This window comes from Hymenobacter sp. CRA2 (assembly GCF_002007105.1).
Classification (GTDB): Bacteria; Bacteroidota; Bacteroidia; order Cytophagales; family Hymenobacteraceae; genus Solirubrum.
In genome coordinates, this window is the sequence record NZ_MVBC01000002.1 from 320900 (window position 1) to 332897 (window position 11998).

Here is an 11998-nt window from a genome sequence, read left to right on the forward strand (position 1 = left end):
ATAACATCAATTCAGCCCGTACGTGACCGTGAGGTAGTACAAGCCACCGACGCTCGGGCCGCCCAGGAAGGACACGTAGTATTGATTCAGCACGTTGGTGGCGCCCAGCTTGAAGCGCAGGTCCGGCTTGGGCACCGTGTAGCTCAGCTGCGCATCGAGGGTGTGGTAGGCGGGCACGTAGCCGTTGACGAGGAAGGTCTGGGAGTAGTAGCGCTGCTGCCAGCGGTAGTTCAGCCCGAACCCCAAGCTGCGGAAGGCATTATCGTGGCCCAGGCTCAGGTTGTAGATCCAGCGCGGGGTGTTGAAGCCGTCTTCCAGCCCGTCGCCGGACTGAGTGCGGTCGAGGCGGGCGTAGGTGAGGTTGGCGCCGGCGAGCAGGCCGTCGGGCAGCTCGTAGCGCAGGCCCGCCGAGCCGCCGTAGTTGTACACGCGCGTCCGGGAGTTGGTCCAGAGGCGGTAGCGGTTCTGGGTGGCACGGTTGCTGAGGTAAATGGCGGCCGAGTCGGGGTTGTTGGTTTTGGGCACGTAGGCCTCCACCTGCGCAATGAAGTCCTGGTAGCGGTTGTAGTAAAAGTCCACGTCGAGGAGCAGGCGGCCGCCGGGCAGCAGGGCCGCCTTGTAGCCCAGCTCCAGGGAGCGGATGTGCTCAGGCCGCAAATACGTATAGGGGTTTTTCTGCAGCAGACCTTGGTTTTGCGCTATGGCCAGCCGCCGCTTTTCCGCCGCCGGGGCCGAGCTGGTATTGGCGTTGATGCCGGCCGTCACGGCGGCGTTGAACGCGTCGATGCTGCTGCGCAGGTAGCTGTTCTCAAACACCCCGCTCGACATCACCCGCAGCCCGCCGATGCGCTTGACCTGCCCGCTGTTGACGTTCGAAAAGCCCTCGAACAAGCTCGGGAAGCGGTAGCCGCTCTGGTAGCTCAGGCGGAAGTGGTGCCGCGCGGTGGGCGAGAATACCGCCGTCAGCCGCGGGTTCAAGCGCACGGCGAAGTAGTCGTTTTTGTCGGCGCGCAGCGTGGCGGTGAGGCGCAGGCGCTGCTGCCACAGCCGCGCCCCGGCCTGCACGAAGCCGCCGGTTTTGCTGTAGGTCAGGTTGCTGAACTGATCCTTACCCGGCTCGGGGTTGATGAAGTAGTTGCCGTCGGGCACGATGACGTAGGTGCGGTGGTCGAGGCCGGCGCGCAGGTCCAGCCAGGTGGCCAGCGTGGGCAGAACGCCGTTGCGCAGGGCCTGGGCCACGTCCACCTGGGCTTCGGCGTGGATGAGGTCGGCCTTCACGCGCAGGGCGGCGCCCTGGTCCCAGTTGTTGATGTCGGCCAGTTCCTGAAGCCGCTGCCGAAACTCGGGCGTGCCGGGCTGCAGACGGCCGACGTCGGCGGCGGTGCGGGCGGTGGCGTGGGCCTGCGCCACCGGCTGGCCGGCTTGCACGGCGGCATTCCAGGCGGCGGTGTAGTCTTGGTTCCACTGCGCGTCGGGCTTGAAGCTGCGGTCCAGGTTTTCGGCCATGCTGCGCAGATTGTAGCTCTGGCCGGTGTTTTCGCGGGTGAAGTAGGCGCGCGCCTGCACCACGGACGTGGTCAGCGTGAGGGCGTGTTGCTGCAGGGTGTAGCCGGCGAGGCGGAAACGGTTGGAGCGTTGGTACACGTTGTCTAGCTCAGCCACCCGGTACGCGTAGCTCAACTCAGTGCGCGCATTGGGCCGAAAGTGCAGCGCGGCGTCGGCTTTGAGGTTTTGCAGGCGGTAATCCACCACGTCCAGTTCGCGGTAGCCGGTGCGCGCCACCACGTAGCTCTTGCCGCCCAGCGTAAGTGTGGAGCGGTCCGACGATTCGTTGCCGTAGCCACTGACGGGGTCGTAGGCGGGGTTGGTAGGCCCGCCGGGCAGCCCGGTGGTGGCGTTACCCTGCGGATACAGGTCCGTTAGGTCGTTGGCAATCCAGTCGTAGCCGCGGGTATAGGTGCCGTTGAGTTTGAAGGCCCACTTTGGGCTGAGTACCTGGGCGTAGCGCAGGCTGATTTCGGCGTAGAGCTTAGCGCCGCTGTTGGGGTCGTTGAGGTGATTGACGCCCGTTTTCTGCTGCACGCCCAGCCCCTCCGAGCTGAAGGGGTTCTTCGTGGTGAAGTTGGCCAGCCCGTTGATGGCGTTCAGCCCGTAAAGCGCAGCGGCCGTGCCCGGCACGATTTCCACCGCGGCAATGTCCAGGTCGCTCGGCCCGAGCGCGTTGCCGATGGGCCCGCCGATGTGCGGCGCTTGGTTGTCGACGCCATCCACGAGTTGGGCGAAGCGCACGTTGGTGGTATTGGCGAAGCCGCGGGCGTTGATGACTTTGAAGCCCAGGCTGGGCGTAATCACCTGCACGCCCTTTACGTTCTCGATGGCGTCGAAAAACGAGGGTGCCGGCGTCAGGCGCAGGGTCCGGGCGTTCAGCTTCTCCACCGTCACGGGCGACTGTAAAATGCTTTCCTCCACCCGCGAGGCTGCCACCACCACTTCGCTCAGCCCAATAGGTGCGCGGCGGGCCGTATCGGGCGCCGCGACTTGGTTGGCGAGCGGTATTGCCTGGGCCACGGCAGCCGTGGCGGGCCAGGTGGTCAGGCATGAAACAGCGGCAGCGGGCCGCCACCAGCGTAGCAGTAAGTTCATCGGTTCCCCGTGAAGCAGGCTCCAGCGCAGCCCACCCGGGTGCACCCGAAAAGTACAGCGCAGTGCGGGTAGACACCCAATGCGTTATTTCCGAGCAAACATAACGAAACGCCCGGCCGGGGGTTGCGTCAGCCGCGCAGCCGGGCTGTTTCCTGCGTTACAAACTCCTGAAACCGCTGTTGCAGCGCTTCGAACTCGGCTACGGCCTGCACGCCGGCTTCGGTCAGGTGGGCGCCACCGCCGCGCTGCCCGCCGGTTTGGGTGCTCACCAGTGGCTCCCGGGCCTGCGTATTCATGGAGCTAACCAACTCCCAGGCCCGCTTGTAGGACATATTCATGGCCTGGGCGGCCTTGGAAATGGAGCCCTGCGTCCGGATGTGCTGCAACAACTCCAGGCGGCCGATGCCGAGAAACCGGTCCGCTGGGCCTTCAATCCAGAGGCGGCCGTTGACGCGAAACTGGGCGGGGTCGGGTAAGAGTTGTTTCATGCCGAAAAGCTGCTAAGCGCCCTGCTGGTCGTATACTGTATGGAATCTGCCCCAAGGTCGCATCTACCCAGCAAAACCTCCGTTTTGATAGTTATGCCACGCCCAAAGTTGCGCCCGATATTCGTAACAGCTCTCCTTGCAGCGCTGCTGGCATTCAGCGGAACCGCCCGGGCGCAGGAGCCGCTCCAGGCCACGCAGCAAGCCACCTTGGCGCAGCGCCCGGACACGGCCCGCCCGGTGTCCATTCGGCTGGTATGCACCACCACCATCCGGCCCGGCCATGAACCGCTGTATGTAGTAGATGGGCAACTTCTTTCGCAGGAGTTACTCCAGACTCTCAACCCTAATCAGATTCAGAAAATCGACGTTCTGCGCATTAGGCAGGCCCAGGCCCTGTACGGGGAGCTGGGCCGCAACGGAGTTGTGCTAATAACCACCAAGCCTTCCGCACGGCGCAAACGCTGAGCATTCAGAGACAGGAGGCAGCTCAATATCCTCCTCTAAGCACAAAAAAAGGCCGGTTGTGTAACCGGCCTTTTTGTGCTTTACTGCTTACTGCCTACGCCCCTTTCGCGCTCAGCGTGATGTAGGGGATGATGCACTCCTCCAGGGAAATCCCGCCGTGCTGGAAGGTGTCCTTGTAGAAGTTCACGTAGTAGTTGTAGTTGTTGGGGTAGGCGAAGAAGTAGTCGCCCAGGGTGAAGACGTAGGCCGTCGACACGTTTTCGCGCGGCAGGAACACGCGCTCCGGCTTGCGCACCACGTACACGTCGCGCGACTCGTCGAAGCCCAGGTTTTTGCCGTGCTTGTAGCGCAGGTTCGTGTTGGTGTTCCGGTCGCCCACGATTTTGTAGGGGCGCTTGCAGCGGATGGTGCCGTGGTCGGTGGTGATGATAAGCTTGCCTTTCTTGTCGGCAATGACCTGCAGCATCTCGTACAGCGGCGAGTGCAGGAACCACGAGCGGGTGATGCTGCGGTACGCCGATTCGTCGGCGGCCAGCTCCCGAATCATCGCCATGTCGGTGCGGGCGTGCGAGAGCATGTCCACGAAGTTGTAGACGATGACGTTGAGCTTGTAGTTGTTGTGCAGGTTGGGCATTTTGCCCAGCAAGTCCTTGCCGGCCTGCAGGTTGGTCACCTTGTTGTAGCTGTACTTCTGCTTCTGGTTGTTCTTCTGGAAGTTGATTTCCATGAACTCCGCCTCGTGCAGGTTCTTGCCCTCGTCGTCGTCGTCCCACACCCACAGGTTGGGGTATTTTTTCTGAATCTCACCGGGCATCATGCCCGAGAAGATGGCGTTGCGGGCGTAGGCCGTGGTGGTGGGCAGGATGCTGTAGTACATTTCCTCCGTGTCCACCGTGAACATCTCCGCAATAATGGGCTCCAGCACCTTCCACTGGTCGTAGCGCAGGTTGTCGATGAGCACGAAGTACACGGGCGTGTCGCCGGTTTGCTTCATAAAGGGAAACACGCGCTCCTTAAACAGCTGGTGCGACATGAGCGGGGCGTCCTTGTCGTCGCCGTTCACCCAGTCCTCGTAGTTCTCCGTGATGAAGCGGCCGAAGTAGGTGTTGGCCTCGTCCTTCTGCATGTTGAAGACGTCGGCCATGCTCTTGCCCTCCGTCTCGTTGATTTCCAGCTCCCAGTACGTGAGCTTCTTGTACACATCGGTCCACTCCGCGGGCGAAAGGCGGTCGGAGAGCTGCATGCCCAGCTGGCGGAAGTCGCGCTGATAGGAGCTGTTCGTCTTCTCGGACACTAGGCGCTTGTTGTCGAGCACCTTCTTCACCGAGAGCAGAATCTGGTTGGGGTTCACCGGCTTGATGAGGTAGTCGGCAATCTTGGAGCCGATGGCCTCCTCCATGATGTGCTCTTCCTCGCTCTTGGTAATCATGACCACCGGCAGCGTGGGCTTGGCGGCCTTGATTTCGGACAGCGCTTCGAGGCCCGTGATGCCGGGCATGTTCTCGTCGAGGAAGACGAGGTCGTAGGTTTTCTCCTGGACCTCTTCGATGGCGTCGGCGCCGGAATTGACGCCCGTCACGTCGTAGCCGCGCTCCTTCAAAAACAGGATGTGCGGCTTGAGGAGGTCAATTTCGTCGTCGGCCCAGAGGATACTGTAACGTTGCATGCAGTTGAGTTCGGGGTTGAGAGGATGTGCGGCGTGCAAAGGCCACTTGCGGCAGGGAAACGGGCGGCACCGCCCCTATTGCGGTGCGCAACCTAACGTATCGGGGCCGATTTATGATACAGCCGCCGTGCGTCAGGCATCAGCACTTGGAGAAAAGGTAACCCCAAACCGGGGCTTAGGGTTGCATTCGGCCGGCGCTATGTAGCCGAGGCCTCGACCAATGCCCGGCTTTGATCCACTAGCTCCGACATTATTCAGACGTCGCGCTTGTTTCAGTTCTGACCCTACCCGCGTGCTTTCCGTACCACCGAATCCGACTACTTTTCGGCCGCCAAATCTCTTCTGCGCCCCTTGAACAAGCGAAAAATCCTGAACGACCCGGTCTACGGGTTCGTCAGCGTCCCCACCGAGCTGATCTTCGACCTCATCGAGCACCGCTACTTCCAGCGGCTGCGGCGCATCAAGCAGCTCGGCCTGACGGATTTTGTGTACCCCGGTGCCCTGCACACGCGCTTTCACCACGCGCTCGGCGCCATGCATCTGATGTCGCTGGCGCTGCGCACGCTCAAAGACAAAGGCGTGCGCATCACGGCCCAGGAAGGCGAGGCGGCCCAGATTGCCATTCTGCTGCACGATATCGGCCACGGTCCCCTCTCCCACGCCCTGGAGCACGCCTTGTTCGAAGACGTGCCGCACGAGCGGATTTCGCTGCACCTGATGGAGCTGCTCAACCACGAGTTTGGCGGCCGCCTGCAGCTGGCCATCGACATCTTCCAGGGCTCCTACCCGCGCCCGTTCTTCCACCAGCTCGTGTCGAGCCAGCTGGATATGGACCGGCTCGATTACCTCAACCGCGACTCCTTCTATTCCGGCGTGAAGGAAGGCCAGCCCGGCGCCGACCGCCTCATCAAAATGCTCACCGTGAGCCACGACGAGCGGCTGGTGCTGGAGGAAAAGGCGGTGTACAGCATCGAAAACTTCCTGGTGAGCCGCCGCGTGATGTACTGGCAGGTGTACATGCACAAGGCCGTCACCTCGGCCGAGCAAATGGTCATCCGCCTCATGGAGCGCGCCCGCGACCTGGCCCGCTCCGGCGTGCTGGTGCCCGCCTCGCCCGAGCTGAGCTACTTCCTGCTGAACCCGGTGCGCATGCTCGACTTCGAGCAGGACGCGGCCATCATGCAGCGCTTCGTGCGCCTCGACGACACCGATATCTGGTCGGCCGTGAAAAGCTGGGCCGCCCACCCCGATTTCGTATTGTCTTTCCTGGCCCACAGCCTGCTGGAGCGCCGGCTCTTCAAAATCACGCTCGACAACGCCCCGCTCGACGAGGACTTCAAGCTGGGCATCACCGAGCTGATTGCCGAGCACTTCCGCTTGCCCATGGCCGAAGCCGCCACCCTCATGATTGCCGGCCGCATCAGCAACCACGCCTACGACGCCACCGGCGACGACGCCATCAACGTGCTCACCAAGCGAGGCCACGTCATCGACGTGGCCCAGGCGTCGGACCTGCCCAACATCAGCTCCCTGAGCAAGCGCGTGGAGAAGTACTACGTCTGCTACCCCAAGGATATTACCTAGCCAACGGCCGCCCCAGCTGTCATTGCGAGGACGAAGGACGAAGCAATCCTTCCTCTGGCAGCACCACCGAGACAGTACCTACCAACCGAAAACGGCAACGCCCGAACCCTGTTGACGCGGGGTTCGGGCGTTGCCGTTTTCGATTTCTGCCAATAATACCGTCGTGCCGCGGGAGGAAGGATTGCTTCGCGTTGCTCGCAATGACTGCCGGTGCTACTGTCGTGTCTGCGCGCAATGACAGCGGGGTGAACCGGCTTGCTTGCTCGCCATGACGGCGGGGTGATACCGTTGCGTAAACCACCCGAACCGCCATTCCGTCTCTTTGCCCTACTTTTGCCGTCTATGGAATTCACGGTAGGCCAGATTGCGGGCGTTTTGAACGGCACGGTGGAGGGCGACGCCTCCCTGCGCGTCGACCGGCTCGCCAAAATCGAAGAAGCCCGCGCGGGCGCCGTTGCGTTTTTGTCGAACCCCAAGTACGAGCCCTACCTCTACACCACGGAGGCCTCGGCCGTCATCGTGAGTCGGGGGCTGGAGCCGAAGCAACCGGTGCAGGCCGCGCTCATCCGCGTCGACGACCCGTACACGGGCTTTACCCAGCTGCTGGAGTTCTACCAGCAGTTTACCCGCGCCGGCAAGCGCGGCGTGGAGCAGCCCTGCTTCCTCGGCCAGGGTTCCACCGTGGGCGACGACGGCTACCGCGGCGCTTTCTCCTACGTGGGCGAAAACTGCCAGATCGGCCGCGGCGTGCTCATTTTCCCGCACGCCACCATCGGCGACCGGTGCCGCATCGGCGACGGGACCATCATCTACGCCGGGGCCAAAATCTACGCCGATACCGTTATCGGGTCGCGCTGCGTGGTGCACGCCGGGGCCGTTATCGGCTCCGATGGCTTCGGCTTCGCGCCGCAGCCCGACGGCTCCTACCGCGCCATCCCGCAGATCGGCAACGTGGTGCTGGAAGACAACGTGAGCGTGGGCGCCAACGCCGCCATCGACTGCGCCACCATGGGCTCGACCATCCTGCGCGAGGGCACCAAAATCGACAACCTCGTGCAGATTGCCCACAACGTGGAAATCGGCCGGCACACGGTGGTGGCCTCCCAATCGGGTATTTCCGGCTCCACCAAAGTGGGCAACTTCTGCGTGCTGGCCGGCCAAGTAGGCCTGGCCGGGCACCTCACCCTCGCCGACCGCACCACCGTCACGGCGCAGTCGGGCGTGGGCAAATCGGTGAAGGAAGAGGGCACTGTCCTGCAGGGTGCACCGGCCTTCAACCTGCGCGACTCCCTGCGCGCCAACGCCGTATTCCGCCATTTGCCCGAACTGGAGCGCCGCGTGCTCAACCTCGAACGCGCCCAGCAGAAGCCAGACGCGGCGGAAAAGTCATAGCTTTGCGGGCCGATGTTGGCCGTTATCTGTTGGGGGTTGTCAGTGGTCAGGACCGTTAACCGGTCTTGCGCCCCGAACTGGCAACCGACAACTGCCGCGGCCGACTCCCAACTGACACCATGTTCGACAAACAGCATACGATTAAGGCCCCGGTGACCGTGAGCGGCGTGGGGCTGCACACGGGCGTACAGGCCACCATGACCTTCTGCCCGGCCCCGGCCAACCACGGTTTCAAGTTTCAGCGCATGGACCTTGAGGGCCAGCCCACCGTCGACGCCGACGTGGACAACGTGGTGGACCTCTCCCGCGGTACCACCATCGAGCAGAACGGCGCCCGCGTGAATACCGTGGAGCACACGCTGGCCGCCCTGGTGGGCCTGCAAATCGACAACGTGCTGATTCAGCTCGACGGCCCCGAGCCGCCCATCATGGACGGCTCCTCGCTGCCCTTCGTGGAGGCGCTGCAGGAAGTGGGCCTGGAAGAGCAGAACGCGCTGCGCAACTACTTCGAGATTCCCGACGAAATCCGCTTCGTGGACAACGCGCGCGGCGTGGAAATTGCGGCCCTGCCCCTGAACGACTACCGCGTGACGGTGATGGTGGATTACAATTCGCCGGTTCTGGGCTCGCAGCACGCCTCCCTGACGAACATCACGCAGTTTGCCGACGACATTGCCGCCTCGCGCACTTTCTGCTTTCTGCACGAGCTGGAAGCCCTCTACAAGTCGAACCTGATCAAGGGCGGCGACCTGTCGAACGCCATTGTGGTGGTCGACCGCGTGGTGAGCGAGGAAGAACTGGGCGAGCTGGCCACCATGCTGGGCAAGCCCAAAGTGGCCGTGAAGAAGGAAGGCATCCTCAACAACGTGGACCTGCGCCACAAAAACGAGCCGGCCCGCCACAAGCTGCTCGACGTGGTGGGTGACCTGGCCCTGGTAGGCCGGCCGCTGAAAGGCCAGATCCTGGCAGCCCGGCCCGGGCACGCGGCCAACGTGGCCTTCGCCAAGAAGATCAAGAAGAAGATGATGGAGGTGGATTCGTCGCCGGTACCGCAGTACGACCCTGCGCGGCCGCCGGTGATGGACATCAACCAGATAGCGCAGATCCTGCCCCACCGCTACCCCTTCCTGCTCATCGACAAAATCATTCACCTCGACGGCACCACGGTGACGGGCGTGAAGAACGTGACGATGAACGAGCAGTTTTTTACCGGCCACTTCCCCGGCAACCCGGTGATGCCCGGCGTGCTCCAGATCGAGGCCATGGCCCAGACCGGCGGCATTCTGGTGCTCAACACCGTGCCCGACCCGGAAAATTACTGGACGTATTTCCTCGGCATCGAAAACTGCCGCTTCCGCCGCAAGGTTATCCCCGGCGACACGGTCATCTTCAAGTGCCAGCTGGTCTCGCCTATCAAGCGCGGCATTGCCAAGATGCGCGGGCAGGCCTTCGTCAACGGGAAAGTGGTGATGGAGGCCGAAATGTCGGCCAGCATCGTTCGCAAAGACGCCTAACCTTCAATTATCAATGAGCAATGAACAATTATCAATGAACACAGAGTGCGGCCGTTACGGCCCAATCGTTGTGCATTGATCCTTGCTCATTGTTAATTGTTCATTGCCTAAATGACTCAACCGCTCGCCTACATCCACCCGGAGGCTAAGATTGCGCAAAACGTAGTCGTGGAGCCGTTTACCACGATTGCGCACGACGTTGAAATTGGGGAAGGCTCCTGGATTGGTCCGAACGTGACCATCATGGCCGGTGCGCGCATCGGCAAAAACGTGAAGATTTTCCCGGGGGCGGTGATTGCCGCCGTGCCGCAGGACCTCAAGTTCGCGGGCGAGAAAACCACCGTGCACATCGGCGACAACACCGTCATCCGGGAGTGCGTGACGGTGAACCGCGGCACCATCGACCGCATGCGCACCATCATTGGCTCGGACTGCCTGCTGATGGCCTACGTGCACGTGGCCCACGACTGCATCATCGGCGACCACTGCATCCTGGCCAACGCCGTGCAGCTCGCCGGCCACGTCGAAATCGGCGATTTTGCCATTGTGGGCGGCACCTCGGCCGTGCATCAGTTCGTGAAAGTGGGCGCCCACGCCATGATTTCGGGTGGCTCGCTGGTACGCAAGGACGTGCCCCCGTTCGTGAAGGCCGGGCGCGAGCCGCTGAGCTACGCCGGCATCAACTCGGTGGGCCTGCGCCGCCGCGGCTTCTCCGACGAGAAGATCATGCAGGTGCAGCAGTGCTACCGCTTCCTGTTCCTGAGCGGGCTGAACAACAACGCGGCCCTGGACCAGATCGAGCTGGAACTGGCCCCCTCGCCCGAGCGCGACGAAGTGGTAAACTTCGTGCGCAACTCCGGCCGTGGAATTATCAAAGGCTATTCGCGCAACGGCAACGGGGCTGACTAAGGCCTGAGACCGTGAGACACGCGAAGTGAGACAGACGCCGGTCACGACCCGTGGAACGATGTCATCAACCCCACTTCTCCTATCTCGCTTCTCACTTCTCTTATGGTGCAGATTGAGGCCCAGGGCTTGGGCAAACGCTTCGGCCGCGACTGGATTTTCCGGGACCTGACGCGCACGTTCCAGCCCGGCTCGGCCGTGGCCCTGCTGGGGCCCAACGGCTCGGGCAAGAGCACCCTGCTGCAAGTGCTGGCCGCGTATACCCTGCCCTCGGCCGGGGAAGTGCGCTACACGCTCAGTGGCCGCGCGCTGCGCCCCGAGGACGTAGCCATGCAGCTGTCGCTGTGTGCGCCCTACCTGGAGCTGATTGAGGAGCTGACCCTGGCCGAGCTGGTGCGTTTTCACACCCGTTTTCGGCGGTTGCGCGCCGGCCTTTCGGACGCGCAATTCATTGATTTGCTGCAGCTGCCGCACGCGCGCCACAAGTTCATCCGCGACTTTTCCTCGGGCATGAAGCAGCGCGTCAAGCTCGGGCTGGCCCTGTACGCCGAGGCCCCGCTGCTGCTGCTCGACGAGCCTACTACCAACCTGGACCGCACCGGCGTGGCCTGGTACCACGAGCACGTGGCGGCCACCACGGCGGGCCGGCTGGTGCTCGTCAGCTCCAATGTGGAGGAGGAGTACGCCTTCTGCCAGGAGCGTCTCACGGTAACGGATTTTGCCCCGCGCCGCTAGCGTATCCTTGCCGCATCTTGCTTAAATTAGGGTAAGCTCAACCCGTACAGCCTGGTGCAGTGGCGTTGTTTCGGCGTGGGTGCGGCCCAAAAATCAGGCCATGGTAGTGGCCGAAAAATACGTGTAACCCCGTTTCAATTACCTGCGTTTGGGGGCTTAATTCGGCTTTGCGCCCTACTTTTGCCACCGCTACAACACTTACCTTACTCCTCTGATGAGAAGCTACGACGACTTCGACGACGACGACCTGCTCGATGACGACGACGAGCTGGATACCCCACCAGGCGGCGCCAAGTCGGCTCGCGGCGGTGGACGCAAGGGCGCTTCTTCCGAAGATTCCCTCGGTGCCAAGTACGCCGACTACCTCATGTGGCGCGACACGGGTTCCTCGCACGACGAGGCCTTGGACCTGGCCAACCTGACGGAAGACGAGTTTTCGGCTGCCGAAGCCCAGGAAGACCCGGAAGGCTCGAACCGCTACGGCGGCCTGGATGACGACGATGACGACCTCGGCCTGGACGACGAGGACAGCTACGAGGCCCAGCGCCGCAGCCGCCGCGGCGGCCGCGACGATGACGACGACTATTAACCGATGCCCGGGTAGT

At 62.7% G+C, this 11998-nt stretch carries 10 protein-coding genes; 7 read left to right on the plus strand and 3 right to left on the minus strand.

Annotated features, from left to right (window positions below):
- Positions 1–6: 6 nt before the first annotated feature.
- On the minus strand, positions 7–2643 hold the full coding sequence (locus tag B0919_RS05090) for a TonB-dependent receptor (RefSeq protein ID WP_078011137.1): 2637 nt from the start codon (positions 2641–2643) through the stop codon (positions 7–9).
- 128 nt (positions 2644–2771) lie between these two features.
- On the minus strand, positions 2772–3131 hold the full coding sequence (locus B0919_RS05095) for a winged helix-turn-helix domain-containing protein (RefSeq protein ID WP_078011138.1): 360 nt from the start codon (positions 3129–3131) through the stop codon (positions 2772–2774).
- A 93-nt stretch (positions 3132–3224) separates the two neighbouring features.
- Here B0919_RS05095 and B0919_RS05100 point away from each other — a divergent pair, with 93 nt between their 5' ends.
- Entirely contained in the window at positions 3225–3596 is a 372-nt protein-coding gene (locus B0919_RS05100) for a TonB-dependent receptor plug domain-containing protein (protein WP_078011139.1), read from the plus strand.
- A 94-nt stretch (positions 3597–3690) separates the two neighbouring features.
- Here B0919_RS05100 and B0919_RS05105 read toward each other — a convergent pair whose 3' ends face one another.
- Entirely contained in the window at positions 3691–5262 is a 1572-nt protein-coding gene (locus tag B0919_RS05105) for a PglZ domain-containing protein (protein ID WP_078011140.1), read from the minus strand.
- 351 nt (positions 5263–5613) lie between these two features.
- Between B0919_RS05105 and B0919_RS05110 the strand changes: the two genes are divergently transcribed.
- The 6 genes from B0919_RS05110 (at position 5614) to B0919_RS05135 (ending at position 11982) form a co-directional block, all read left to right on the plus strand.
- Positions 5614–6846, plus strand: a complete 1233-nt coding sequence (locus B0919_RS05110) for an HD domain-containing protein (protein WP_078011141.1) — start codon at positions 5614–5616, stop codon at positions 6844–6846.
- 342 nt (positions 6847–7188) lie between these two features.
- The gene (gene lpxD, locus B0919_RS05115; protein WP_078011142.1) at positions 7189–8238 is read left to right on the plus strand and encodes a UDP-3-O-(3-hydroxymyristoyl)glucosamine N-acyltransferase; all 1050 of its coding nucleotides are present in this window, start codon (positions 7189–7191) and stop codon (positions 8236–8238) included.
- Positions 8239–8357: 119 nt separating this feature from the next.
- Entirely contained in the window at positions 8358–9752 is a 1395-nt protein-coding gene (locus tag B0919_RS05120; RefSeq protein WP_078011143.1) for a bifunctional UDP-3-O-[3-hydroxymyristoyl] N-acetylglucosamine deacetylase/3-hydroxyacyl-ACP dehydratase, read from the plus strand.
- 111 nt (positions 9753–9863) lie between these two features.
- Positions 9864–10661, plus strand: a complete 798-nt coding sequence (lpxA, locus tag B0919_RS05125) for an acyl-ACP--UDP-N-acetylglucosamine O-acyltransferase (RefSeq protein ID WP_078011144.1) — start codon at positions 9864–9866, stop codon at positions 10659–10661.
- Between the two features lie 102 nt (positions 10662–10763).
- The gene (locus B0919_RS05130) at positions 10764–11393 is read left to right on the plus strand and encodes an ABC transporter ATP-binding protein (RefSeq protein ID WP_317043882.1); all 630 of its coding nucleotides are present in this window, start codon (positions 10764–10766) and stop codon (positions 11391–11393) included.
- A gap of 214 nt (positions 11394–11607) precedes the next feature.
- Entirely contained in the window at positions 11608–11982 is a 375-nt protein-coding gene (locus tag B0919_RS05135; protein ID WP_078011145.1) for a hypothetical protein, read from the plus strand.
- Positions 11983–11998 lie beyond the last annotated feature (16 nt).